Origin of the sequence: Vulcanisaeta distributa JCM 11216 (assembly GCF_001315985.1) — an archaeon.
Taxonomy (GTDB): Archaea; Thermoproteota; Thermoprotei; order Thermoproteales; family Thermocladiaceae; genus Vulcanisaeta; species Vulcanisaeta distributa_E.
Genome location: NZ_BBBI01000006.1, coordinates 72,553 through 96,432 on the forward strand (window position 1 = coordinate 72,553; position 23,880 = coordinate 96,432).

39 protein-coding genes, 1 tRNA gene and 1 pseudogene are annotated in these 23,880 nt (G+C 45.9%); 19 read left to right on the forward strand and 22 right to left on the reverse strand.

The genetic code is table 11. From position 1 onward, the window contains the following. Nucleotides 1-342 precede the first annotated feature (342 nt). Nucleotides 343-1,095: an SDR family NAD(P)-dependent oxidoreductase gene (locus JCM11216_RS06495; RefSeq protein WP_054853670.1), complete on the forward strand. Its 753-nt coding sequence runs from the start codon at nt 343-345 to the stop codon at nt 1,093-1,095. Between the two features lie 287 nt (nt 1,096-1,382). Here the strand turns inward: JCM11216_RS06495 and JCM11216_RS06500 are convergent, their stop codons facing one another. Further along, entirely contained in the window at nt 1,383-1,595 is a 213-nt protein-coding gene (locus JCM11216_RS06500) for a hypothetical protein (protein WP_054853671.1), read from the reverse strand. A 23-nt stretch (nt 1,596-1,618) separates the two neighbouring features. Next, complete coding sequence (locus tag JCM11216_RS06505; RefSeq protein WP_054853672.1) at nt 1,619-2,059, reverse strand: hypothetical protein; 441 nt, start codon at nt 2,057-2,059, stop codon at nt 1,619-1,621. 158 nt (nt 2,060-2,217) lie between these two features. Here JCM11216_RS06505 and JCM11216_RS06510 point away from each other — a divergent pair, with 158 nt between their 5' ends. From JCM11216_RS06510 to JCM11216_RS17315, 4 genes are all read left to right on the forward strand, one after another. Next, nucleotides 2,218-2,523, forward strand: a complete 306-nt coding sequence (locus JCM11216_RS06510) for a hypothetical protein (RefSeq protein ID WP_054853673.1) — start codon at nt 2,218-2,220, stop codon at nt 2,521-2,523. Then, nucleotides 2,520-2,828 (forward strand): hypothetical protein, encoded by a 309-nt coding sequence (locus tag JCM11216_RS06515; RefSeq protein WP_054853674.1) that lies wholly within the window; start codon nt 2,520-2,522, stop codon nt 2,826-2,828. Before JCM11216_RS06510 ends, JCM11216_RS06515 begins: the two co-directional genes overlap by 4 nt. Before the next feature lie 78 nt (nt 2,829-2,906). After that, a complete protein-coding gene (locus tag JCM11216_RS06520) occupies nt 2,907-4,373 on the forward strand; it encodes a hypothetical protein (protein WP_054853675.1) in 1,467 nt (488 codons plus the stop codon). Between the two features lie 52 nt (nt 4,374-4,425). Next, nucleotides 4,426-4,602, forward strand: a complete 177-nt coding sequence (locus JCM11216_RS17315) for a hypothetical protein (protein WP_243675545.1) — start codon at nt 4,426-4,428, stop codon at nt 4,600-4,602. A 204-nt stretch (nt 4,603-4,806) separates the two neighbouring features. On the opposite strand, the gene JCM11216_RS17320 is transcribed toward JCM11216_RS17315, so the two are convergent. From JCM11216_RS17320 to JCM11216_RS17325, 3 genes are all read right to left on the reverse strand, one after another. Next, nucleotides 4,807-4,956: a hypothetical protein gene (locus JCM11216_RS17320; RefSeq protein WP_243675546.1), complete on the reverse strand. Its 150-nt coding sequence runs from the start codon at nt 4,954-4,956 to the stop codon at nt 4,807-4,809. Continuing rightward, the gene (locus tag JCM11216_RS06525; RefSeq protein WP_243675547.1) at nt 4,953-5,237 is read right to left on the reverse strand and encodes a hypothetical protein; all 285 of its coding nucleotides are present in this window, start codon (nt 5,235-5,237) and stop codon (nt 4,953-4,955) included. Before JCM11216_RS06525 ends, JCM11216_RS17320 begins: the two co-directional genes overlap by 4 nt. A 146-nt stretch (nt 5,238-5,383) precedes the next feature. Continuing rightward, nucleotides 5,384-6,031, reverse strand: coding sequence for a cell division protein ZapB (locus JCM11216_RS17325; RefSeq protein ID WP_243675548.1), 648 nt, complete (start codon nt 6,029-6,031; stop codon nt 5,384-5,386). A 692-nt stretch (nt 6,032-6,723) separates the two neighbouring features. On the opposite strand from JCM11216_RS17325, the gene JCM11216_RS06535 reads away from it, so the two are divergent. The 6 genes from JCM11216_RS06535 to JCM11216_RS17330 are packed head-to-tail and all read left to right on the forward strand — an operon-like array spanning nt 6,724 to nt 8,648. Then, complete coding sequence (locus JCM11216_RS06535) at nt 6,724-6,930, forward strand: ribbon-helix-helix protein, CopG family (RefSeq protein ID WP_243675550.1); 207 nt, start codon at nt 6,724-6,726, stop codon at nt 6,928-6,930. Continuing rightward, the gene (locus JCM11216_RS06540; protein ID WP_054853679.1) at nt 6,915-7,352 is read left to right on the forward strand and encodes a hypothetical protein; all 438 of its coding nucleotides are present in this window, start codon (nt 6,915-6,917) and stop codon (nt 7,350-7,352) included. Before JCM11216_RS06535 ends, JCM11216_RS06540 begins: the two co-directional genes overlap by 16 nt. Next, nucleotides 7,345-7,641, forward strand: coding sequence for a hypothetical protein (locus JCM11216_RS06545; RefSeq protein ID WP_054853680.1), 297 nt, complete (start codon nt 7,345-7,347; stop codon nt 7,639-7,641). The genes JCM11216_RS06540 and JCM11216_RS06545 overlap by 8 nt, the downstream gene beginning before the upstream one ends. Beyond that, complete coding sequence (locus JCM11216_RS06550) at nt 7,623-7,943, forward strand: hypothetical protein (RefSeq protein ID WP_054853681.1); 321 nt, start codon at nt 7,623-7,625, stop codon at nt 7,941-7,943. Before JCM11216_RS06545 ends, JCM11216_RS06550 begins: the two co-directional genes overlap by 19 nt. After that, nucleotides 7,943-8,473: a hypothetical protein gene (locus JCM11216_RS06555; protein ID WP_054853682.1), complete on the forward strand. Its 531-nt coding sequence runs from the start codon at nt 7,943-7,945 to the stop codon at nt 8,471-8,473. Before JCM11216_RS06550 ends, JCM11216_RS06555 begins: the two co-directional genes overlap by 1 nt. Further along, nucleotides 8,433-8,648: a hypothetical protein gene (locus JCM11216_RS17330; RefSeq protein ID WP_243675552.1), complete on the forward strand. Its 216-nt coding sequence runs from the start codon at nt 8,433-8,435 to the stop codon at nt 8,646-8,648. Before JCM11216_RS06555 ends, JCM11216_RS17330 begins: the two co-directional genes overlap by 41 nt. A gap of 151 nt (nt 8,649-8,799) precedes the next feature. Here the strand turns inward: JCM11216_RS17330 and JCM11216_RS06560 are convergent, their stop codons facing one another. The 3 genes from JCM11216_RS06560 to JCM11216_RS06570 form a co-directional block, all read right to left on the reverse strand. Further along, nucleotides 8,800-9,330, reverse strand: coding sequence for a site-specific integrase (locus tag JCM11216_RS06560; RefSeq protein WP_243675627.1), 531 nt, complete (start codon nt 9,328-9,330; stop codon nt 8,800-8,802). Nucleotides 9,331-9,388: 58 nt separating this feature from the next. After that, nucleotides 9,389-10,084 (reverse strand): hypothetical protein, encoded by a 696-nt coding sequence (locus JCM11216_RS06565; protein ID WP_054853684.1) that lies wholly within the window; start codon nt 10,082-10,084, stop codon nt 9,389-9,391. A gap of 95 nt (nt 10,085-10,179) precedes the next feature. Continuing rightward, a tRNA-Lys gene (locus JCM11216_RS06570) sits at nt 10,180-10,253 on the reverse strand. 131 nt (nt 10,254-10,384) lie between these two features. On the opposite strand from JCM11216_RS06570, the gene JCM11216_RS17335 reads away from it, so the two are divergent. Together JCM11216_RS17335 and JCM11216_RS17340 are read left to right on the forward strand one after the other, a co-directional pair. After that, nucleotides 10,385-10,972 carry a phospholipase D-like domain-containing protein gene (locus JCM11216_RS17335; RefSeq protein ID WP_243675554.1) on the forward strand — a complete coding sequence of 196 codons (588 nt, stop codon included), beginning with the start codon at nt 10,385-10,387 and terminating at the stop codon, nt 10,970-10,972. Nucleotides 10,973-11,131: 159 nt separating this feature from the next. Then, entirely contained in the window at nt 11,132-11,449 is a 318-nt protein-coding gene (locus JCM11216_RS17340; RefSeq protein ID WP_243675628.1) for a phospholipase D-like domain-containing protein, read from the forward strand. Nucleotides 11,450-11,742: 293 nt separating this feature from the next. Here the strand turns inward: JCM11216_RS17340 and JCM11216_RS06580 are convergent, their stop codons facing one another. Together JCM11216_RS06580 and JCM11216_RS17345 are read right to left on the reverse strand one after the other, a co-directional pair. Beyond that, on the reverse strand, nt 11,743-12,411 hold the full coding sequence (locus JCM11216_RS06580; protein WP_243675556.1) for a hypothetical protein: 669 nt from the start codon (nt 12,409-12,411) through the stop codon (nt 11,743-11,745). Continuing rightward, nucleotides 12,315-12,545, reverse strand: a complete 231-nt coding sequence (locus tag JCM11216_RS17345) for a hypothetical protein (protein WP_243675557.1) — start codon at nt 12,543-12,545, stop codon at nt 12,315-12,317. Before JCM11216_RS17345 ends, JCM11216_RS06580 begins: the two co-directional genes overlap by 97 nt. A gap of 367 nt (nt 12,546-12,912) precedes the next feature. Between JCM11216_RS17345 and JCM11216_RS06585 the strand changes: the two genes are divergently transcribed. Further along, nucleotides 12,913-13,398: a hypothetical protein gene (locus JCM11216_RS06585; protein WP_054853685.1), complete on the forward strand. Its 486-nt coding sequence runs from the start codon at nt 12,913-12,915 to the stop codon at nt 13,396-13,398. 7 nt (nt 13,399-13,405) lie between these two features. On the opposite strand, the gene JCM11216_RS17350 is transcribed toward JCM11216_RS06585, so the two are convergent. From JCM11216_RS17350 to JCM11216_RS17385, 11 genes are all read right to left on the reverse strand, one after another. Further along, nucleotides 13,406-13,792 (reverse strand): aminotransferase class I/II-fold pyridoxal phosphate-dependent enzyme, encoded by a 387-nt coding sequence (locus JCM11216_RS17350; RefSeq protein WP_243675558.1) that lies wholly within the window; start codon nt 13,790-13,792, stop codon nt 13,406-13,408. Then, nucleotides 13,714-14,619 carry an aminotransferase class I/II-fold pyridoxal phosphate-dependent enzyme gene (locus JCM11216_RS06590; protein WP_243675560.1) on the reverse strand — a complete coding sequence of 302 codons (906 nt, stop codon included), beginning with the start codon at nt 14,617-14,619 and terminating at the stop codon, nt 13,714-13,716. The genes JCM11216_RS17350 and JCM11216_RS06590 overlap by 79 nt, the downstream gene beginning before the upstream one ends. A 126-nt stretch (nt 14,620-14,745) precedes the next feature. Continuing rightward, entirely contained in the window at nt 14,746-14,988 is a 243-nt protein-coding gene (locus tag JCM11216_RS06595) for a cupin domain-containing protein (protein WP_243675561.1), read from the reverse strand. Beyond that, complete coding sequence (locus tag JCM11216_RS17355) at nt 14,954-15,118, reverse strand: hypothetical protein (protein ID WP_243675562.1); 165 nt, start codon at nt 15,116-15,118, stop codon at nt 14,954-14,956. Before JCM11216_RS17355 ends, JCM11216_RS06595 begins: the two co-directional genes overlap by 35 nt. A gap of 232 nt (nt 15,119-15,350) precedes the next feature. Beyond that, a complete protein-coding gene (locus JCM11216_RS17360; protein ID WP_243675629.1) occupies nt 15,351-15,563 on the reverse strand; it encodes a hypothetical protein in 213 nt (70 codons plus the stop codon). Nucleotides 15,564-15,671: 108 nt separating this feature from the next. Further along, entirely contained in the window at nt 15,672-15,878 is a 207-nt protein-coding gene (locus JCM11216_RS17365; RefSeq protein WP_243675563.1) for a hypothetical protein, read from the reverse strand. 2 nt (nt 15,879-15,880) lie between these two features. Beyond that, complete coding sequence (locus tag JCM11216_RS17370; protein WP_243675564.1) at nt 15,881-16,714, reverse strand: serine hydrolase domain-containing protein; 834 nt, start codon at nt 16,712-16,714, stop codon at nt 15,881-15,883. 25 nt (nt 16,715-16,739) lie between these two features. Continuing rightward, entirely contained in the window at nt 16,740-16,922 is a 183-nt protein-coding gene (locus tag JCM11216_RS17375; RefSeq protein ID WP_243675565.1) for a hypothetical protein, read from the reverse strand. Between the two features lie 56 nt (nt 16,923-16,978). After that, a complete protein-coding gene (locus tag JCM11216_RS06605; protein WP_243675566.1) occupies nt 16,979-17,761 on the reverse strand; it encodes an MBL fold metallo-hydrolase in 783 nt (260 codons plus the stop codon). A gap of 24 nt (nt 17,762-17,785) precedes the next feature. Continuing rightward, on the reverse strand, nt 17,786-17,935 hold the full coding sequence (locus tag JCM11216_RS17380) for a hypothetical protein (protein WP_243675567.1): 150 nt from the start codon (nt 17,933-17,935) through the stop codon (nt 17,786-17,788). A 442-nt stretch (nt 17,936-18,377) separates the two neighbouring features. Further along, nucleotides 18,378-18,515 (reverse strand): hypothetical protein, encoded by a 138-nt coding sequence (locus JCM11216_RS17385; protein ID WP_243675569.1) that lies wholly within the window; start codon nt 18,513-18,515, stop codon nt 18,378-18,380. Between the two features lie 31 nt (nt 18,516-18,546). Between JCM11216_RS17385 and JCM11216_RS17390 the strand changes: the two genes are divergently transcribed. Together JCM11216_RS17390 and JCM11216_RS06615 are read left to right on the forward strand one after the other, a co-directional pair. Continuing rightward, entirely contained in the window at nt 18,547-18,756 is a 210-nt protein-coding gene (locus tag JCM11216_RS17390; RefSeq protein WP_243675571.1) for a hypothetical protein, read from the forward strand. Continuing rightward, nucleotides 18,750-19,871 (forward strand): cytosine permease, encoded by a 1,122-nt coding sequence (locus JCM11216_RS06615; RefSeq protein ID WP_243675573.1) that lies wholly within the window; start codon nt 18,750-18,752, stop codon nt 19,869-19,871. The genes JCM11216_RS17390 and JCM11216_RS06615 overlap by 7 nt, the downstream gene beginning before the upstream one ends. A gap of 235 nt (nt 19,872-20,106) precedes the next feature. Here the strand turns inward: JCM11216_RS06615 and JCM11216_RS06620 are convergent. Next, a pseudogene (locus JCM11216_RS06620) lies at nt 20,107-21,185 on the reverse strand (amino acid permease). Nucleotides 21,186-21,439: 254 nt separating this feature from the next. On the opposite strand from JCM11216_RS06620, the gene JCM11216_RS06625 reads away from it, so the two are divergent. The 3 genes from JCM11216_RS06625 to JCM11216_RS17400 are packed head-to-tail and all read left to right on the forward strand — an operon-like array spanning nt 21,440 to nt 23,719. Next, a complete protein-coding gene (locus tag JCM11216_RS06625) occupies nt 21,440-22,540 on the forward strand; it encodes an ATP-binding protein (protein WP_054853686.1) in 1,101 nt (366 codons plus the stop codon). 35 nt (nt 22,541-22,575) lie between these two features. Beyond that, nucleotides 22,576-23,145, forward strand: a complete 570-nt coding sequence (locus tag JCM11216_RS17395) for an MFS transporter (protein ID WP_243675576.1) — start codon at nt 22,576-22,578, stop codon at nt 23,143-23,145. After that, nucleotides 23,123-23,719, forward strand: a complete 597-nt coding sequence (locus tag JCM11216_RS17400) for an MFS transporter (protein WP_243675578.1) — start codon at nt 23,123-23,125, stop codon at nt 23,717-23,719. The genes JCM11216_RS17395 and JCM11216_RS17400 overlap by 23 nt, the downstream gene beginning before the upstream one ends. Nucleotides 23,720-23,880 lie beyond the last annotated feature (161 nt).

Here is a 23,880-nt window from a genome sequence, read left to right on the forward strand (position 1 = left end):
ATAATAGATGATGAGGATAGACCCAGCAGACCATGAAGAATACTTGACCGACTGATGCTCACATAGTTTTAAATAAACTACGCCGTGACTTGCACAGCCTTTACCCTAGCTAAGTCATTAAGTCTTATGAAACATATAGCGAAGAGTCTATGTATAATTTATCACCTACTCTCATATTTGCATATTCGTAAGACTAAGTATTAATGTATCATTGTTATTAATTTACAGCTAGAAATAAATCTCTATAAAACGGTATATCTATTTATAATAAAATAGAGTGATATTTAATTATTATAATTTATGGTAAGAAAGCTTATATATTTTTAAGTTATAATTATAACTATGCCTATGTTGAGAAATAAGGTTGCGATAATTACAGGGGGGGCGGGCCAGGGAATAGGAAGAAGCATAGCCCTAAGATTAGCAAGAGATGGCGCCATCGTTATTGTCACGGATATAACTGGAAAAGAAAGTGAAACACTCAATGAAATAAAGAATTTAGGTGGTCAGGGAATGGCATTAAGACTTGACGTAACTGACCCAAGGATGGCTGAGGACGTGGCTAAGAAGGTCTATGACACATATGGCCATATAGACATTCTTGTGAATAATGCTGGGATATACCCATTCAAGCCCTTCCTCGAGATGTCATTTGATGATTGGTATAAGGTAATTAACATAAACCTAAACGGTACATTCAACGTAACGAAAGCCGTAGTGCCCTACATGGTTAAGCAGAAGTATGGCAGGATAATAAACATATCATCCATAGCAGGAAACATCATGGGCTTCACAGGACTAACGCACTACAGCGCATCCAAGGCAGGAATTGTCGGCTTCACCAGAGCCCTAGCCCTTGAATTAGCCCGCTACGGAATAACAGTAAACGCCATAGCACCAGGTGCCGTTAAGACGCCAGGTGCGATGCAACCAGGCAGTGAGGAACAAGTGAAGATGATGGAACAAATAATACCAGCGGGAAGATTGGCAGAGCCCGAGGACATAGCATCTGTAGTCGCATTCCTGGCATCAGACGAGGCGAGTTATATCACAGGAGCCCTAATAATCGTTGATGGTGGATGGTCAATAACGTAAAGGCATGGTAAATCCAATTACAGTTAATAAAAATACACCCCTTTCTTCGTTAACAGTACAGTGCAGGAAATAATTACAAGCAATGCTTCATTTACTTCATTAATAAATATGTAAAAAATAGTAAAAATTTAGCGGGCCCGTGGGATTCGAACCCACGACCTACGGGTTAAGAGACCACATTTCCGTAACTTAATGGGCGTGGTTTTGCTTGGTTTTTCGTAACCGATGTTGTGCTGATTACCTTTACTGAGTTTCTGCCTGTGTATTTCCGTAGTCAGGAGTTGTTGCTACGTAACACTGCCCAGCATTGATTGGATGGACCTAGCCAACTCCTCATAACCACATAGGAATGACATTGACTGAGCCGCATCCTCCAGTTTCTCCCTCGCAACCCTCAGGTCATCACGGACCCTCCTAACCTCATTGAGGACAACGCCAGGCACGTCAATGCCCAGTGCGTTCAAGGCTTGGGCCAACTCATCGTACTTAGACTCGATCACTAATAATTCCTTAATAAGATTAATTAATTCCCCCCCTCCTCGGAGCCTAGGGACCCGCTTATGATCTTCCATAGGTCTATCACCGCGGTGTCGCCATCGCAGAGTGCGTCGGGCCTCGGCCTCATTATGCGAATGAGCACCAAAAGGTTCCTGTATCGCTCGCCCATGCGCAGTGTGAGTATTGAAGGCAGGTCAGTGTTTGCTAATTTGTTTAGTAATGCCTCAATGCCCTTGCAAGTCACCTTCCTCAGCTTTTTCCTCCCGATCTCCTCAACCTTCACGTAGCCCGCGGCCACGAGCCTCCTTATTACCCTGCTCACGTAGTCGCATGAGGTTATGCCAAAGTCACGCAGCCAGGCACAGGATTGGTAGGCGGTGGGTGGGCTTCCGTGAACCAACGACGCAAGCCAGAGATACTGGAGTATGTCCAGGTCCTCATCACTAACCCTCGCCACGCCTGTCACCCAAATTACACGGCAAACATGGGTTTTTATACCTTACCAAATACAGGGCTTACCGCACACCCAATCTTTCACGGTAAGTTTACCGCAGACCACACCGCAGATCAAGAATCAAGGAGGGTTTTAAAGGATGCGGTAAGTTTTCATTCCCGGGAGCGAGCATGGAGAGGGCGATCCAAGTAATCCCCGTAAAGATCCGAATATGGAAACGTGGAAAACAATTTATCGCCGTTATTAAGGATGAAGTTGCAGCTGAGGAGTTAAGTAAGTACACCAACCAAAAAATCAAGTTAATGATAATACACGGCGGTGTCCTAATCCCAATCGACGCCAAGCCAATAATGGAAAGACAGGGTAATCGTACGTACGTCCTGTTCACGCTGCCGAGGAGGCTCAACGCCCTGTGGCAGTTGATAAACGAGGCTAAGGCTAAGGTCGTAATCGAGCCACAGGGTGGCGTGTCATGAGTGTGCCCATTTCCTTCCTCAGGGAATTGAAAATCAAGGACTTTGTGAAGCCGACGATGACGTTTGACAAGAGACCAATGATAATCTTAAACGTGGAGGTCGATGGCGCCGTTAAAAGATTGAATGTGGTCGGTGACCCTGGCACAACGGTGCCCGAGCTCATTAATTGGCTCGTCAATAAGAAATTAATCGTTAAGGAGAGGGACGGCTATATAATCTACGTGCCAACGCACGCCCTGGCAAAGGAGAGGGACAACACGATATGGCTACATTTGCGTGATTATAAGCCGTTGGTTGGCGATTAAGAACCGAAAAATAAAAACACGCGTTTAAAACCAGCCCCGAGCCCGTGGGGGACGACCCCCCCACGGGCCGGGAAAGCCATGGCCAGGCAGGACGCCCAAGGAGGAAACGAGACAGGAGCAAATAAACCTAACGCAACGAGCCAAAAAACGGACGAGCTCGTGAACGAAATACTGCAACGACTCGGCATTGGTTCTGCTGCCTCTTCTGTGGTGTCTGAGGCTGAGGCGCCGTACTTGATGGACGCAAAAGCCTCAGCTGGCACACCGGCTGAGGCTCGCACGAGCGTGGGAGCCCCCCCTGCGCCAGCCTCACTAACAACCAGAAGTAGCAACCGCACTGTGGAGGTGAATTGTAGGCCCTGCGGTGGCTGCTGTGGTCGTGTTCGTGGTGTTCGTTTGCCGATTGATGTTTATGAGTTCGTGGGTCAGGTCGCTAGTGCGCTTGGGGTTAGGGTTTGCGATGTCGTAAACAGGCTTTGCCCTGTCCTTGGTCGTGATCGTGCCCGCGGTGGTTTACGCACTCATTCACTTGATGAGGTGAAGAGAATTGAGAAATTCATCAGTAGAGCCGGCATATACAAACCTGGGTATGTCGTGGTTAGGCTCAGGGATGCACCCGATGTTAGGCTTGTTAAGTCGCTTCTCATCATGGCGCTTAGGGATGAGTACGTGCTTAACGAACTCGACAAGTACATTGATGGTGTCGGTACGTTGGATCTACCCGACCTGCACGGTTTCGCTAATCACGAATTCGTTAGAAACCTTGTTAATGAGCTTGGCTTCGATAGTATCGATGGGTTAGCACTTTACATTAAAGCCGTGATTGATGGCTTGCTATGGATCGGCGCCGTCGCTAAATCGGGTAAGGTCTCAATGGATGATGTTCGTGAAGTCACGTGCCTGATCTGTGGTGAGTCGATACCAGCGACGGGTCTCACTACTGAATTCATTAAGTCGCTAATCAAGCACTTTCGTGAGGCTCATGGGTTGAGGACGGTGGACGACATTAACCGAGCGGCGGCTCAGGTCGCCGAGAGGTACATGCACGATTTCGTGCCCAGGGCTCATCCAAGCCTGAAGATAATGTTGGTTGATTGGCTGGTCGATGTTGTCCTGATGAATGTTCAGGCGCTGGGTATTTTACGTAGAACTGAAAGTGGTCAGTACGTTTGCGAAAAATGCGGCGTTACATTGGGAGATAAACATGACGTCATCGAGCACCTGTACACGGTGCATCGCGTCGACATCCTGTCAATGCTTTCGCAGTCTGTGCTCGGTCGAAAGCAAGCTCAAGCGACAATCCAGCAAGCTCCAGCTCAGCAGCCTCAAACAACTGCGGCGCCAACGCAAGCCGATAAGCCACAGCAAGGCAGTGGTGAACCCCCACTGAGAGTCATAAAGAGGGTGGAGGCGAAGGCCGAGTCTGCGAAATCAGCTAGTGAAGAGAATTGGCGTGATATACTAAGCCCAATGGTTAGGCGGAACATTGACTTTGTCGTGCCGTTAGAGCAACTATTCCCCCAACGGCATAATCGACCCGAATGACAAGGGCATCTTCGAGCCGTCGGAGCTGCCGAGGATACACAAGAGGATTTACTTGGCGTGGAAGAGGGGGGGTGGCGTCCAGGAGGCGATAAAGGTGATCGACGAGGTGTTCCAGGAAGCCATGAAGAAGCAAGCAAAGCAAAATCAACGACTTACGTTCATGCACGACAAAGCCATTGATCATGCTCAATTCTCTAAGAAATGCCTTAAGATTGCTAGCGAAATGTAAAAGAGAAATTGAGTGGAAGAATTATTATTAAATATTGCTAATGTTTTTCCACACCTGCTATGTGTTGCTACAGGTTATATGATCTATAGTGACGTTAATCGTAACAAATACCGAGAATGCGTTGGGGTTTGAGATTAATATAAAGTAGGTATCACCATATGGATAGTATTCCTCAGATGGTGATGGTGAGAGGGTTATTGTTTGTTAAATGTTCGTGCCCGCGAATGAGTAAATATATATCCATGGGATTTGCGGTTGATGCAGTACATACAAATCACTATATGCATTGAGGAAGTTAGCAAAATTAACGATGTATACGGTTATTGGCGCACCAGCTGTTATATACAGTGTCACGGTTTCGGTGCACCCACCAGGTACGAATATACCTCCACAGGGGGGGTGGGTAAATTGGGCTCGGTTGGTCCTACATAGCCTGCCGTGGATTTAATATATGTACCTGATATAATGGCATTAAGTAGGCTACTAACGTTATAATAATTATTAGCCATGCTTAAAAAGCGTTGATTCTCCTGCGAGATCGATGCCTCAGCACTTGAATAAGCACTATATAATATACCTATTATTATGAGGAGTATTATGATTAATGCTATTAATACTAAAACGACCCTAGGCATGCCTACTGATCTTTGCATATTTTGTACCTAAGCTATTTACTTAATGAGGAACTTTTAAGTACTTCTTACCCTCACTTGTGGGATATGTAATATGCGTAAATGATTATGCTTTAGTATTTTTAAATAAATGCGGTAATCGTGAAGTTCTAACTTGGCGTATACGTTGTTGTTATGCTGTACGTTACTAATGTTGGTTGTGAACCTGCGTTTTGTATTACTACAACGTAGTCGCCTGAACCGAGGTTAAGTGTTGTGTATATGCTCATGCCATTACCGTAATAAACGTATGAACTTGGGTGCCAACTAACGGCCCAGTTAGCGTACTGCCAAAATACCGTGAGGACGTAAACCTCGACGGGCGTTGCGGTAGAGGTTACGGAAATAGTCGTGGTTGCGGAATAGCCAGGTGGAACAACAATGACGCACGCGCCAACTGCATACCCATTAGAGAGTTGGTAATTAGTGTATGAGCATGAGCCTAAGGAATTCAGTAATTGTGTATATCGTTGTTGCAAATTGTTGTACTGAGATTGAAGGGCACTGTATTGAGACTCTAGGCTTTGATATTGCTGCTGAAGAGCATTATACTCAGACTGCAGTGAGTTATAAGAATTCTGAAGGGATTGATACTGTTGATTTAGTGAACTATATTGCTGCTGTAGGTTAAAATACGAGGACTGTTGTGAGTTACAACTACTTATCACAGACTCGTACGAACTATATAATCCAATAATAATTATTAACAATAGGAAGACTAATGCAGCTAATGCAATAGTGGCTCTGGACACACCCATTGATTTGACATCGCCCCCCCAATGCCCATATGAAAACTTATTATAAAAGTAAGTTTTAAAATATTATTTATTCAATTCCATATCAACCACCCCCCCTTTAAGAATCTTTCTCCATCGATGCACGGCTACACACCCGAAGTTTAGCCCAGGGAGTCACGAACAAAAGCCAAGCGGTGGCTTTGTAAATGCCCAACTGTCCCAGTGGGACAATTCACGGCGGGATTGAACGCAGACACGAGAAGCAGAAATAGGGAAGGAACGAGCAAACTAATTTTTAAAGTTTTAAGCGCAGGAATTGCCCAGCGCGTGGACGAGTAATTGAAAGCGACGAGGCAGCCCAGGCTTATTATTAAGTGTTGAGTTACCCCCCCAAACAGCTTGTTGTCGCTGACCCTACTAATTCCCCCCCTTGCTTTAGGCAGTTGCTGCGGGGGCCTCTCCCTGGCTTTGGCTGGCGCTTGCCGCTTTAACCCCCCTTGCTTGGTTTCTCCGCAATGCCCCCCCGCGCGTTCGGTTTTCTTGGCCGTGCCTTTGGTGGTGTCCTCAGGTCGTTCGTGGTTGTTCCATATGTTTCAATCCCTCATTAACGTGCCCCCCCACGTTGAATGCAATCATTTAGTGCACAGGCGTGCAACTCTGCGGTTTAAGATTTATTGTCCCTGGCGTGGTTAGTAAGCGTGGTCACTCGAAATGTGACGATTAGGATGACGGATGAGGAGTTGAAACTGCTTGACAAGATCGCGAATCAGCTGAACCTGACTAGGAGTGATGCAGTTCGAAAATTACTGAGTGACTTCAAGGGCGCCGTTGCGGAGGCTGTGAAGGTAGGGTTAGCGAGTGGAGGCGCGAAACGATACGTGATTGTCTTGAGACTATTTTTTACATGCCCGGGAGGCTAAGGGCGTTTGAGGACGTCATCAACGGTCCATTCAAAGGGAGGGATATGCTGCTCATGATTATTTGGCGAGGCAATAACCCATTAATAATCACCGAGAACTCTGAACTAGGCAAGCAACTACTCGTTAAGGCTAGGGAGTTGTTGATCATTAAAGAAAAGGGGGGGTTGCCCGCCGCTGCATTGAAGCGTGGGCAAGCCAGGGCTGGTGATGGGCGCGCTGCCCAGGTTGCTGGCAGCGTTGGCGGTGGCGGTGCGCAGCTCCAGAGCAGTGCTGGCAATCAACCACCACCAAAGCCTGCCACTGTTCCACCGCCCAGTTCGCCCGTGCTCACGATTAACACGCCCGAGGGACCCATAACCATTGACTGCAATCAAGCCCCCCCGCTTTTCTGCACGAGGGGGGGCATAAGGAGGGGTGGTTGATGTGCCGTGGGCGACTGAGGACCTGGCGCTAAGGGCGTTTAGGGCCCTCGGCTACCACTGCGTCTATCTCAACCTATCGCCCACTCCTGATATCATTTGTCAGAGGACCGTAGAAACTAACGACATCAGGCTCGGCACGGTGATCCTCATTATCGAGGTTAAGGGCATAAACAAGCCGAACCTAAGCGCTCAACAATTTGATGCGCTCGTCAAGCTCAAGAACAGCATCTCCTCATGCCCATTCAATCACAGCTGGGCCCTGGTTGCGTTGTGGGCAACGGCAGGATAAAGGTTTACAACGCTGTTGACGTCATCGAGGATGACGACTCTGATTGCTTCTATAAGGAAAATGGCGTTATGTATTTCGACACGACATGCCTACGCGAAATCGCCGAGATAAGCCTTGATGGGTTGCGATTACGCTGCCCGCAGTGGTTCATGGGTGATTACAAGGCGTTGTTTAGGCTTGGGCAATGCCCAATAAACCGAGCGAGGTCGTTAAGGGCTTCCTACCTGGCGCCACGGTTGGGACCCCCCCGGTGCTCGATTATGCCGATTGCTACTAACTTAATAACCGTGGGGTGGGCATAATGAGCATCGGCGAGTGCTTCATCGAGACGGTGTATCACGGGTATAAGGTCGTTTGTAGAGAAGGCAGGGAATGGTGGGAATTAAACGGCTTCGAGCTTTATCACTACATTGGGGGGGAGTCGCTTCACTGCGTCCTGGACCTCACGGGGAATTGGAATGCATATCGCTTTCGGTATGACGGCGGTAAATTCATAGGTCATTTAAGAATCGCCTACAGGCGTTACGTCAAGCTTCAGCGATTAGCTGCTGATGTGAGGGCTGCCCTGGAGGGCATCGCTGATAGCCTCGAAGCCCGTGAAAAGGCGGTTAGGGCGTGCATAGAGGCGTGCGGTCCAACACCGAGCAGGCTGAGAGACCGATGGCAAGCTACGAATGTGTACTTCAGTGCCTTCAGAGTAAGAAGGTGTCAAGCTAGTGGTAATGAATTTAAGGGGGGGTCTTTGTTGCTTGTGGGTTGTGCCGGTTTCTTGGTTTGTTCGTGGATTTCCAATGCCTGGAAAGGTCAGGATTGCCATGCTGCTTCACGGTGATAGGCAATGCCGAACTTACGTCGCAGCCGCGTACATCGAGATCGTGAAATCAAAAAACCGCCAAAGCCTCAAGATATTGCTAGCACCACTGAGAGTGTCAAAACTCCCATACTGCGGAGACGACTTTATAACGACCATGCAGAGAGTGTGGAGCCACGAATCAATGCTAAATTGAAAGAAAAGCCACGGCAAAAGTTTTATTTTCCCCGCCGTAGCTATTGTCATGCAGAAGTACTCTCACGCAAGGCGTGACCCCCACATCAAAAGTGACGAGGGGGGGTCAAGGGCCGCGGCCCTCATCATTAACCCATTCACTTCTCAAGGATTTAAGGACATAGTAGGCACGGTGCGTGTTTTAGGTACCAATTCCTGAGCTCCTCGTGTCTCGGGCTCCAGTAGTGCTCGATTAGGACTCGGTACTCAGTGGGTGGTGCCCTGCCCTGCAGGGTGTTGACAATGGACTCTGGTACTCCCTGGCTAATCATCCAGGTTGCGAAGAACTTACGCAGTTCATAAAGCTCGAATTCACGATTAAGGACTGCCCTGGCAGCTTCCTTGATTTCACGCCTAAGCCTACCCTGGTCGAATGGTAGGAATCGCTGTTTAAGCCTATCAATGACCTCCTGCCCAAACAAGCCACTGGCCTCAATCGGCTTTGCTATGTTGCTAACGAACCTATCACGCATTGGCAGGTACTCACGCTTGATGAAGTCAAGGGTTTCCGGTCTTAGGAAAGCCACGAAAGCCCTCTTAGTCTCTGTGATTTTGCCGATCCTGAGCATGCCGTGTTCTAGGTTAACGTCATCCATTGTGACTAGAAACGGTTCTCCAGGTCTCAAGCCGGTCTCTGCCAGTATTATGAAGTAGGTCTTTGCCTCAACGCTCTCTATCTTATCCAGAATTTGCTTTAGCTCCTCAAGTTGGTAATCTCACCTTGTTGTGATTTTTTGGCCTGAACACGGTGAAGCTGTTGTAGAGTAGCCCAAAGAGCCCTGGGTCTTTTGGCTTAAGGACTTCCTTTAAGAAGGACTTTAGGCTGTAGGTTGTGTGCTTGAGGACGTAGTCCTCACCGTCCTCGGCTAGGCTCGCGAGGTACTCACGGATGTTCTCTGGACTCAACACCCAATCCATCTCTGCAAGTGCTCTCTCAATGTACCTAAGCTCGTCATTAATCGTCTTCTCACTCAAGCCCTTCAAACGCTTAGCCTTAATGAACGCGTCAATATCCTCCTTACTCACAACCCACTGCCTACCCGCGGAACGAATGTAATCACCGAGGTACCTATCGAGGTACGAGAGGAGCAAATCCCTAAACTCAGGGTCTGCCCTAGCCCTAACAATCACCTTAATGATGTCACTGACGCTCGCAGGCTCAACCTCAGGAACCTCACCAAGCAACCTAGCCAACTCGTCAGGTGAGAGATAAGCCATTGCGCGGCAGAGAAGATCCTCAGTGACACGTCTCTTGCCAGAGCGAATCATACTAATGAGATTAAGCGTAACACCCAAATCCCTGGCTTTAACACGCTTCTGCTCCATCACGTAGTTAATGATTTTAACCCTAACATCATTGGTTATCCTACTCAGGTCATAGAGCTCACAATCAACCATTCTGTACAAGCTGCTACAAACCCATATTTAAGGATTCTGTAACAGGAAAAACAACGAACTGTAACACGGCCACGAAGAAATTGATAGAGAGTTAGCGGGCCCGGTGGGATTCGAACCCACGACCTACGGGTTAAGAGCCCGCCGCTCTACCTGGCTGAGCTACGGGCCCAGTTCGGCTGTTTTTTCTCTGATTTAAAAGCATTTTTCTAGGCTTTTACATATTCGTTGGTCGTTACGTGGTACTGCGCATTTTTGGTATAGTAATAGTACTTAAATTTGGCTATTGGTAGTTAAGTTCTGATGAGGTTTTTCATTATTATTGCTGCGTTCGTCATGGTTCTGTCCATGCCGGTTTACGCTCAGAGTTGGTTTTTACCCATTAATTCGAGTCAGGTTTCCATTGTTGTGTCGCCGATGAATTCAACATACATCCTCAACGTGATTGGTGAGGCTAGGTGTTGCGTGTACGCTGAGGTTTATGAATTGACTTATCAACCTCTTATTAATGAGCTTGCGAGCTTGGCTCAGAAGGGTGTTGAGGTTTACGTGGTTTTGTCAGGCAATGTATATGGCGGGATACCTGAGGAGGAGTATTCAGCCGTTAATGAGTTAATTAGTTCTGGCGCTCACGTTTCGTTTAATTACGGCTATGACTATGTGCATAGTAAGGTCTTTGTTGTTGATAATGAGACCGTGATAATAGGCTCAATAAACCCAACCTACTACGGCTTTGAGAGGGACCTGGGCATTGACCTTGTGATTGATAACTCAAGCATTGCCCAGGTCTTCGCCGGTGTAATACTCACTGATTACCGTAATGAATCAATCACGCAGATTAATTACCCAGGCATTGTGATGTCACCAATAAACTCGGGGGGGAATACCTAGAGGACCTACTCAGTCAACCGGGGGGGCGCTTTACATGGCTATGGAGGAGCTTTACCCATCCTCGGAGATGTACAGCCTAATCCTGGCACACAATGATAGCTTATACTCGTTGGGCAACACGCCGAGAACGAGGAGGCAGTCAATGAGTTAGGCGCGGTGATGGTTAGTGACTTAACGGCTAAGGCGATAGTCGTTGGCAATTACGTGTATGTGGGCAGTGTGAACCTCGATTATAACTCACTAAATAGCAATAGGGAACTCGGTATAATAATCGAGAACCCACAGATAGCTCAGGAAATAACCACAGTAATACAACAATGGTATAACGAAAATAACACGCAAAATCCGCAAGTAACACCGCAGCCCAACTACATAATGCCAATACAGGCCGTACTACTGCTAATCCTAATTATTCTAATTATGTACATGTTAAGATATACGTTAAGACCAAGGAGACGAAGAATACCAAGGCTATGAGGTATGGATAAACGACCGTAGAAAAATACTTTTAAACCAGTGAATGAAATACAACGAGTCGCGGGGGGGGTAGCTCAGCCTGGTTGGAGCGCCCTGGGGGGGCGGTAGCCCCGCGTATGGCTCATAACCGGGAGGCCCCCGGGTTCAAATCCCGGCCCCCGCACCACCATTCATTAATTTTGCAGTTTTACTTATTTTCTTCATTAATTATTGTTCCTAAGGAGATTTCTTATTAGTGACTTTGATGTGAGTTTGAGGTTGAATGATTATGCTTAGTATTTTTATTGTTAGCGTTATGTTGTATTTTCTATTGTTTTTATTATTTCCTTTGTTTGTTCTATGCTTTTCTGTATTCCCTGCCATGTCTCGAGTGGCACCTTTATCTTCACGTCTCTCCACTTGTTAAGTACATCGTCAACGTACTTCTCAGCCTTCCTCAGGCACTCTGGGCATAGGTAGTACTTACCAACTGGTATTACCTCGACAACCTCCCTATTCCTGTGGTTATTCATGTGGCACTCGAGCTCTATCCTCCTAACGCCATCCTCAAGCTCCTTGATAATATTCAACTCACTTAATTTCGAGTGCACGGTCTCAACAAAGTCACTGATGTACCTTAGCTCTGAGTAGTCCTCCGGTACGAATACATTGGCTATGTTGGCTATGCTCCTGACATCATCCTCAATAAACCAATCCACAACACTGAGTAGAAATGCCGCGTTTAACATGCTGTCTAACCTACTTATTAATTCCTCATTAATCCTAACCCTAGCCGCAGTGCTACCGTCTATATTTAAAAACTCAATGTACGGCTCCTTACCAACCACGACCCTATAATCACCCCAATCACTGCCCACTCCCCCCCTCAGTGATTCCTCGATGTTAGACCACCAAACCCTATACTCACGCTGACCAACCCTGAATGAAACAATAAAACCATCAGTGAACATCGGCCTGGCCAAGACATCAACATTACCAACGACATAGTCCCTAGGACCTTAATGGTAAGCCTATTCCTAAGTGTATCCCTAAGTGCCCTCAACTCCTTAATTATCCCAATGATATCCCCCCCAAGCCCGATTTCCGCATAACTCATACGATAGGTTATGCCTTGAGGATTAATTTAAATCTTTTTAGTTTTCTCTGGATAAAGATTTTATAGGTCTCTATATATTACTGTATTTGTTCCCTTGTAGAAAATAAAACGATAGATGCAATACAGAGGCAATGTAATAATTGAGCCAAGGAAGAAAAGAAGAAAGAAACGTACTTATTTTAGCCCACGATAGTGGGCCTACCTTATATTTCTCTGATTTCTTCATAATTTTGCTTTTATTTAAAGGTTTCTCTGGTGTTTTCTTTGGAATAACCTTGTTTTTATTAACGTGAATTTATTTGCTGTTTGTAAAGTATCGTGTGGATAATTAATGTTTAAATAGTGGGTTAGGGATAATTGCTTTAACGTGGGTGTTAGGGATTGTATCTCAGGTGGAATTAGGTGCTCAAGGTATTTGGGTGCGTTTGATTGCTTGATTGTTCATTTTTGGTTTCATGAGCTTGAGCTGACTGTTGAGTTCGTAATCAATGATGATGGGTTGCTTGACTCATTAATAGTTGAGGGGCCAATTTTCCGAAGCCCGGGTAACTACGTCCAGGTTAGGTTTGAGGTTTATACGAAGTACTCACGTATGTATAGTAACGTTATTCGTGGTGTGAAGGGCAATAATGTCCTCATGCGGGTAGTATGCAAAGGGGGGGTTAGGAGGGAGTTATTGATGGGTTATGGTAATGAGGATTTCATAGATAACCCATGCAGGTATGCCATTGATATGAGAGGTAGGGCTGGTAATCCCAGTGATGATTTAACGCTAAGAATAATAACTAACGTAATGGATGACCTCAAGGTGGCATCTACGGAGCAGGTCCTCAATTTACTAGCATCCTGCTAATTAAGCCCTAACCCTCAACAGCCTTCCTAATCCTTTCTATACCCTCCCTAATCAGCTTCTCATCAAGTGCGAAGCTAAGTCTCACGTATTCCCTGCCCATGTGGGTTTCTGAGAATGCGGTTCCGGGCAGTACGACGACTCCGTAATTCTCAAGTAGCCAATCGGCGAATTTCTCAACATCCATGCCCAATTTATCGAGTATCTTCTTAACCCTTGGATACATGTAGAAGGCGCCCGTACTCCTCCAAACCTCGATACCAGGTATCTTCCTCAACTCCTCATACATCACGTCCCTCCTCCTCCTGAATAAATCAATCATGGCCTTGGAACTCCTCCAAGATGCCTCATTTCTAAGGGCCTCAACACCAGCCTTTGGGCAATGCTCGGTGGGCAACTATAGGTGTTTGCTGCTAACTTCCTTATCGGATCAATAACATCCCTACTAGCCACTAGATAGCCAAGTCTCCAACCAGTCATTGAGAAGGTCTTACTAAAGCCATTGGTATAGAGCACGTAATTCCTCCACTCAGGCTCAAGCTCTAGGACGCTCTTAAATGCGCTTGTCTCATAAACGAAGTTGTCATATATCTCATCAACAATAACCAATAGATTATGGTCCCTAGCTATCTCAAGGAGTTTGGTAACCTCCTCAGGCCTGAATATGGCGCCCGTTGGGTTGTGTGGGTTATTTATCACGATGGCCCTAGTCCTCGTGGTTATTGAACTCTCAATAGCGTTTAAATCAAGTCTAAATCCATCTTCTGGGTCAAATCTCATGGAAACATAGATTGGCTTACCACCGAAGAATTTCGTGAGCTCTGGATATGCCGGGTATGTTGGGTCTGGTATTATCACCTCATCGCCTGGCCTTACGTAGGCCGCTATGGCTAGGAAAATGGCCGTCTTAGTACCTGTGGTTACAATGACCTCATCAGGCCTAACGTTAGTGCGGTACCTATAGTTAAGGTAGTCGGCAATGGCCTCCCTAAGCTCTCTAATACCCTCTGTCTCCGTGTATCCGGTGAATTTTTCATCAAGGGCCCTCTTGGCCGCGCTTATTATGTTGTCAAAGGTTGGTATATCAGGTTGGCCTATACCGAACGAAATAACCTTAATACCCTTCTTCTCGGTAACCTCACGTGCCTTAGCCAGGTATGTGAAGGCCTTCTCACCCTGTAATTCTTTAACAGCGTCCTTGAGGTAATCATTAATTGGGTTCATTGAATGTACGTTATAATTACCTCTTAATAACTATTTTTCAACAAATAATCTACATCACACTAATTATTACTATATAACTTGCGGTTTTGAACACGAACAATAAGAACAAAATTCAAAACTATTCAATCACTCCAGAGGCTTCAATGACATGTCATCCTCATAGGAAATCACGCATATAAACTCAGCCTCGCTATCACCGATATTCTCAATTGCATGGGGGGGCTCGTACGGGCCCGTGAAGAAGAAGTCCCCTGGACCAAGTTCGTAAATTTTCTCATTGGTCCTAACCCTGAGTTTACCCTTAAGTATTACAACGGCCTCAGTATACTTATGATTATGAAGGGGGCATAACACCGCCTGGCTTAACAATGAATCTCCTGACCGCGTACTTAGAACCATGCTCTTTAGTTATTAACCACTGAACATAGAAGCCCTTCGTACCCTTAAGTAGTTTTGAAACGTCCTCAGATGGCACATTGTTTATATTGCCCACAATCACAGGTAGGACATATTGATGGAGTAAATAAGCAGTACCATTACATTGGTATTCGCCGCATATATGCATAGTATTTACTATATTCTTGAATATAATTCATATACATATATCTATTGTATTTTTCATTCGAAAAGTCCCTTCTTTTATCGTTAATATTAAACTTTATTCTAATCATACGAATTCCATATAACGTAGTTCTTTAAAAATCTTTCTACAAAAGTATCCCCCTCACTATTCATTCTCGTTTTATAAACTTAAACCTCTCATAGATAAGGACAACCCCCCCATTATTGTTAATAAAAAACTCAACGGGTATTTTGGCCCCCCCATTCACTAGGGTGTAGAACCTGGCGTAGTCCCTTCTTACCTCATTGGGCACGAGTATTGTTGTCTCCTCGGTGTACTTCGTTACGCTCTTTATTACTAGGTAGTCTCCTTGCCTTTGTATTGAGATCTTTACAGTACCACCATATGCTTCGTATGTTCTCGAGCCTTTTATTCACCTCCTCAATCATGAATGCCCTTAATTCATTTGGGTCATGACCAAGCAACTTGCTTAGTACGTAAATTCCCATCTTTGATAGTGGATAGCCCTCGCATTCGCCATTATGATAACCCCCATCTTCTCGCTTGGTATGTATGCCATATCCGCCGTGTAGACACCCACATTACCGCTATGCTCGACCAACCTCCTACCATAGAAGTTCTGGCTCACTATTAGCCCATAGCCATACTTCTCATCACCGATGATCTTCCAGGGCACGTCTATATAACCCCTCTCGCAGTCTCAATCAACTCCCTACCCACTATCCTAACGCCATTAAGCTCACCCCCCCTATTGATTAGCGTTGACACGTACCTGGCCATGTCAACGACATTGCTAAGTAATCCGCCATCAGAGGTTATGCCGAATGGAAACTTACTCGGTACGTGATTGCCCTCCCTATCAATTATGTACGGTATCGCAACCTCAGGGTCCTTGAGAACCTCCTCAGCCATGAAGTAGGTCCTGGCCATGCCAAGTGGCTTCAGTATTTTCTCCCTAACGAAGTCCTCATAGGGCATACCGCTAACTCTCTTTATTATTAAGCCCAGTATTACATAACCCTCATTAAGGTAAAAGAACCTCTCGCCCGGCCTAGCCACAGCCCAATCCGCGGCATTCCTCATGAACGCCAGCACATCCTCGGGTGTGGCCAGCGGCAACCAATTACTGTCAAGACCAAGCACACCATTTATGTAGGCCTCGGCATAGCCAAGCGCGGGTAATCCACTACTGTGTGTTAGTAGGTGGTGTATCGTGACCGTACCCATTGGGTTTAACTTAATTGGTACGTACTTATCGACTGGGTCCTCAAGGCTCAGCCTGTCCTCCTCAACAAGCCTAAGTATTGCCAATGCGGTGAAGGACTTCGTTATTGAACCGATACCATAGATAGTCCGTGGTGTTGCAGGTAAGCCCTTATCAATATCCCTAAAGCCAAAGCCCTTGGCATAAACCAACTCGTCATTCCTAACAACACCAATGCTTAGGCCGGGCAGTCTCGACTCCCTAATTTTACTGAGAATAAACTCCTCAATTTCCCCCCCGAAATCCATCGATAAATTAATAACTTCGAATTAATTAACCTAATTGCGGTATTAACTCCCTAACATTGCAGGAGACCTCCCTCGTAATTCCGTACCTGTAGTCATTACCTGCCTTAACAATGCCCATTGATTCCAGGTACTTAACGAGGGCCGCAGTCTCCGTTAACGCCATGTACCTATTCATTGGGTCTAAATCAACATAGCCCTTGTTATCCATCCACCTGAGCTTCTTCGTTATTTCAAATATCGTTAATTCACCATTCCTTAACGCATTTAATACTTCGCAGAGTCTCGAAACCTGTGCATGATTAATTCATCTATCCTCGCATTAACGTTACATATCTCACCCTCATGCCCAGGGTATATGCACTTAAGGCCTATGTTACGTATCTTAATTAATGAATTAAGGTATTCAAGGAGTGGGTTACCTGGATTTATTGGTGTTAAACCAACATGGGTAGTTATTGTGGGTAGTATTAAGTCACCTGTAAATGCTATTCCTTTCTCGTCAAGGATAACTGAAACATGACCCGGCGAATGACCCGGCGTTAGTAATACCCGTACACTCTCAATGCGATTTTCCTCACCATCAATAATCACATCAGGGTTTACCGAATTCATCCTCCTCCTACCAGATATGCTGCTGGTAACGTTTCTATAAAGTTCCATTTCCGTACTTGGAACACCATAATACTCCGACAACTCCAGAAATCCTCTAACAAAGGAATCCCTGTCCATCATCTTCATGACCTGCTCATAATCCCTCCTATGCATTACCACACTAAGGCTAAGCCTATTACGCAGCTCATCAGCTAAGCCCGTATGATCAATGTGCATATGCGTAATGAACAAGGTACTAACCCTGCAGTTTGGTATTTCCCTCAACCTATTAATTAATGGGTTAAGTAGGTCCATATTGGGGGGGTAACCTGCGTCAATCATCAAGCAATCATTTCCCTCCCTAATCACGTAGGAGAATACGTAACCAGGGTCCATGGGCATATATATTTTCAATTGATAAATTAGGCCACTAACCTTCTCGTTAACTTCTATCATTATCCTACAACAAGTATGGAGTAATTAATTAACTTTAAGTCGTTCACTTACAATAAGCATAGCCATAATTCTCATGCACACCAGCAACCGCACACCCAAACCCCCCCTCCTTAACACATCCATCAACCTCAGGACAGGTATTCCCATAACCCACCTATGTTGCTCAAAGACCAACTCTCTGAACAGCCTAACGTGCTTATAATCATTAGTATAACCTCATATTCACAAAACCCGCAATTCATCTTCAGAACACCCGTACCAACGCTAGCCCCATTAATGACCTCACCTAAAGTCGCCAATCCAACCCAAATCGCATGTGCTTTCATTACCCATGGAGGACCAAAGTACATAGCCATTATACTCCCTAAGTCGAGATCTCTCTGAACACAGGTATTACTAGGAATACTATTAAGTGCTGCGTTAATAGGTATTACTCAATTAACCAAGCCATTTAGCTCAACATTTCTAATCAGTTACCCAAATGCCTTTGGATTAGACTCAACAGCCACTACCTCATTCGCACCTTTTCCCTATGAAATAAATCGCGGCGTCACCAATGAAAGTGCCAGCACCAGCAACATCCTTATTCCTGGTACTAATTACTCCGTACTCATCATCAAGTATCGAGAGGTAATCCCCCCCCGTAATAACGCATGGTTACATAATCCTCGGTGTAAATCTTTATTGGGCATTTTCTGCCTAACCCACTTAACAAGGCCTGTACTGTATCACCGCATTTTTTGCCATATAGCACTTACTTCCCTATTTTATTGTTCCTCTGTTCAATGTCATCAATGATAGAAAGAATCGGCATAGAGCACATACCAGACTCAATGAGGCATGGTAGGACCATGTACCAATTCACGCTGTGGTTCGCGAGTAACCTGACAGTAGCTGATTACGCCCTCGGCCCAATACTATACATGCTTGGCCTGCCAATACCCTGGCTGGTACTCGCCTCGTACTTGGTAACGTACTCGGTGGTTTATTGGTAGGGTTATTAGCAGCTATGGGACCGACCTACGGCTACCCACAGATAATGATTTCAAGGGCTGCCTATGGCAGGGTAGGCAACCTACCCTTCGCAATAGCGAATTGGATTAGCACGCTTGGTTGGTTCTCCGTGAATGCGATAATCGGTGGTTACATAATAAATTACATAGACCCGGCAATACCGCTTTATGCGGCGATTCTCATAACCGTGCTAACCCAATTCATAATCGCACTCTTTGGCTACGACATAATACATAGGTCTGAGTACGTACTATCAATAGTACTTGGGATAATGTTCGCCGTTTCCCTAGCCCTGTCATTATCGAAACCTCACCTATTGAATACCTACGCTAGGAACACCTCATTTAATCCATTCAACTTCGCAATAGCACTAGCCACAGTCTTCAGCTACATAATGTCGTGGGGGGGCCCATACGCCAGCGACTACTCACGCTACCTACCAGAGAGCACGAGCAGGCTAAAGATAATAACCTACGCAGCCCTTGGCGGTCTACTGGCCAGCCTATGGAGTGAGGCCGTGGGCTTTGCCGTCAGCGCAGCGACTGGAAACACGAGTGGCTTACCAACCGTGCTTGTGCAGTTCATGGGTAGTTACGGGATGGCTTACGCCATAATAGCCGTGATAGCCCTATTCCTGGGCGCGTTGGCCGCCAATGTCCTCAACATATACACCAACTCACTCTCCGCCTTGGCAATATATAATAGGGCGAGGAGGTGGCAGGCGTTAGTGGCTGGCGCAGTGGTTGGTACATTGATGGCCGTACTCGGTGGGTTAAACTTCGTGGGTTACTACGAGGGATTCCTACTATTCCTAGATTATTGGATAACGCCTTGGATCGGAATACTACTGGTGATGTTCTACGTGAATAGGACCAGGGATTGGAAACTCGTGGAGAATGGGCCGAAGGTAATTTGGAAGGCACTGCTCGCCTACATAATCGGCCTATTAATCTCGGTACCATTCATGAACCTAGACGCCGCCACAGGAGGTTTAATACCCTTCATAGGCCCAGTAGCCAACGCCCTCGGCGGCGCCGACATAAGCTACTTCGTATCGTTTATAGCGGCCTCATTAATATACCTAATTTACTCTTAATCGTTTGAGGTAAGGTATTAAAGCAAAGTTAAAAATAGATCAGCAGTATGGGCATGTCGTCATTTTTATTTTCCTAATCCTGGGGGGGTTTATGGCGTATGATATGGCTACCGTAAGTATTATTGACGCTATTAGTATAACTAAGTACCAGGTGCTCACTATTGAGTAGTAGAAGGTTATTGCTAGTATGGCTATCCCAATGGCTATGGCTATCCTGCCACCCAGGTGGTTAGTCTCAGGCTCCCGCCGCCACGAGTATTAGGCTCAATACGTAGTATAGGGAGTCGATGGCGTAGGCGTCCTCCATGGCGTTGTAGGTCAACTCCAGGGGGGGCTTTACGTAACCGCCCACGTAGGCTGCAACGTACGCAAGCACAATGGTTAGTACTGCCACGGCAGTGCTTAGATAAAGGGCCTTATGCGGGCTCTTATACCTTGGGTGCGTCTCGGCGAGCCATGCAGGTAGTAATCCGTCCCTAGCCATTCCATAGAGCATCCTCGCAGTTGCATTCAGTGTGGCTAGGTAGCACCCGAATACGCTAAGCATAACACTTATTGCAAATAGTATTAGCCCTGCCGTACCCAAGTAATGCCCTATCAACGTGTATACTGGGTTCGGGCCCATGCCCTCGGCCATACTAACGAAGTTATTAATGGCGTTTTGCGTGTAGCCTATGTTGAGTAGTATTGCGTATGTGACTAGTATGTATAGTATTCCCATGAATACCGTGGCCCACAACGTGCTTGTTGGCACGCTCTTCCTTGGGTCCCTAACCTCCTCGGATATTTGCGTACTAACCTCGAAGCCCATGAAGTAGGTTATTGCGAAGATTAGGCCTCCTGACAATGCCGCTAACATGCCGGTGGGCGTTGTTGCGAAGGTTCCCTGCGCCGTGAATGGAAGTACTGAGAGTTTATTGATGTTGGTTATGAATGATAGTACCACGAATATTAATAGGATTGCTATCTCAATGCTCGTTAAAGTCATTTCAGTCCTAACGCTGGGCCTTATCCCAAGGACCGCGGGTATTAGGGCTAGGACTATGGGTATTGGCAGTAGGATTAATGGGTTTATCACGTGCCCCCCCGTTACTGCGTATATGCCCTCCGTGCTAGGTATGCGAAGGCTATCGCCACTGAGCCAACGCCAACGATGCTGTAAAACACCGCGTAGATTATTCCGTTTATGAAGCCTGTCCTGGCATTTATCGTGTTTGTTACATAGGCGTAGAAGCTTGCTGCGTGTGGGTATTTGTGGGCTAGTACGAATATTGAGTAGACGATGGCCAGGACACCCAGTAACGTGAGTAGCATTGCCAATGGCGCAGCGGCGTATGCACTACCCATTATTAGGGCTGCACCGCCTGCAATGCTATAGGCTGGTGCTTGACCCGCCAGTGAGTTATACAATGAGCCGAGGAATCCCGTGGCATTCCTCATCAATTCACTACTTCTCTGTTTCGACATCGTTAGTTACGGCAACACCGCACCTTTTTATACTTAGTTAAACGTTTAATAACGTGAATCAACGGAAAAACTAAATTAACTAAGTTGCACTTAGTTACTAAATGCTCTTTTCTCCAGAGCCTAAAGTTAGTGAGGAGGATTTATTTGACTTTAGAATTGAACTTAACCAATTGATTAATGCGGTTAGGATGTCAAGACTTACAGTAATCACGGGTGTTAGGAGGAGTGGTAAGACTTCATTAATGAATGTGGCGATTAGGAAATCAGGTCTGCCCTACATATACCTTGACGTTAGGCTTAGCGCATATCCGAACTATGCCGACTTAGCCGTCATATGGGCTAGGGCGATTGAGGATTTCATAAGGCGCGAGTCTGGGCTTAGGGAGAAGATACTAAGCGTGCTTAAGGATGTTGCTGGGCTTGCCATAGGGATTAGCCCTATTAAGGTTGAGGCTAGGTTCAGGGGGGGTCCAGGTAAGTTAGATATTGCTCAATTACTAATTAAGCTCAATGACCTAGCGGGGGAGATAGGAGGTAAGGTAGTCATTGCAATAGATGAGGCTCAGGAGTTGAGGAGGGCTAATTGGTTTAGATTCGATAGGTTGATTGCTTACGCCTATGATAACCTCAGAAACATAAACTTTGTACTTACTGGATCACAGGTCGGTCTTTTATATGACCTACTTGGGCTTCGTAATCCCAAGGCACCACTCTTCGGTAGAGCTTATGTCGAGGTTAAGACTAGGAGGTTAAGTCCCGATGAATCCTATGAATTCCTGAATAAGGGGTTCAATGAGGTTGGTATCAAACCAAGTGAGGACGTGCTGGTAAGGGCTATTAATGAGTTTGATGGGATTATCGGTTGGTTGACGTACTTCGGTTATAACTACGCAATTAGGGGCGTTGCAGATTTTGATGCTATAAGGAGCATGGCGGTGAGCATGGCTCGTGACGAGCTAATAAACCTGTTAGGCGTAATGAGGAGTACGAGGTATAGAATAATCCTTAAAATCCTTGGTGAAGGACCCGCCAGGTGGAGTTTTATTAAGAGTAGGTTGGAGATTATTGAGGGTAGGTACGTGAGTGATACGGTATTGAGTAACTTATTGAATACGCTTATTAATATGAGCATTGTTGAGAAGAGGGATGATGAGTACACAATAATAGACCCGATCTACGCCGCTGCCGCACGAACACTTTAAGGGAAATGACATAAATAGGTCAAGATTCAATACGTATGCTGGGCATGAGGGTTAGGGACATATACGTGGTGGGAGTTGCATCGGCTTCCTTCTTCATGAGTTACTTCTCCAGGCTTGCCTGGGGTATTGTATCGGCATACTCATCGTTGAGACCCACCGTTGTTGAAGATGGTATTGTCTTCTCATTATTCTTCATAGGTTACGTGGTTGTCCAGGTACCCGCCGGAATTATTTCGGATAGGGTTAGTCCAAAGTACGTAATCACGATATCACTAATTGGTTTAGCCGTATCATCCTTCGTGTCTGGTATAGCCAATACCATGTGGGTTGAGTACGTAGCCAGTCTCTTCATGGGTTTGAGCGCTGGGTGGATTTACCCGGCTACGGTGAAGTTACTGACCATTAACTTCACTGGTCCCGAACTGCCGGTGGCCATGGGCTATTACAGCATTGCCTGGCCGTTATCCATAGTGCTCGCCGGTGCTACCCTGCCTGAGGTCTGCACGGTTCTTGGTTGGAGGTGGAGCTACTACATTATTGCCCTCACTTCAATAATCATAGCGTCACTATACGTGCCAATAAATGTTAGGGGGCTATGGTGGTAATTCACGTGGCTCATTAAACCTCAGGTTATTGAGGAATAGCGACGTTATAGTCGTTAGTTTCTCTGGTTTTCTATTCTTCATGTCATATTGGACAATAACGCTATACGCCTATAAATACTTCCTATCGATAGGACTCGGCAATTACGTTGCTGGCTTCACCTACTCACTCCTAGCCCTATTGGGTATTCCATCAACATTGATTGCCGGTTACATAATTAGGGGCTTGGGTGTCAGGAACACGTTATCATTGTTTGAGGCATTATATGGTATATCAACGATGCTTCTTGCCGTAATCACGAGGGAGTTACCGCTAATGATATTGGCGGCCTCCATGGGCTTTACCAGGTTCATAATAACGCCGGCAAACTCAACCGCCGTATCCAAGATTGGTGGTGAACTAGCCGGCAGCGTGACTGGCATTGCAAACCTCTTCTGGCAATTGAGTGGTGCCATTGCCCCGGTGGTTGCATCGATTATTCTCATTAATGCGGGCTATCAATTGTTATGGATTGTTATGGGTATTATAATACTCATATCAGCAATAGTTTATCAATTAACATTAAAGATTCAGTAAATTCGTGATGTTTTATTTCTGTTACTAGGATAAATCTTATAAATTATTTCTAAAACACTTAATTAACTATGAAAAACAATGCGTTAGCATCCTTACTCCTGGAACTATTAATCCTTGGTTTTATTATATCATTGATTATAAGCCCTGTATTGGGCTATGCA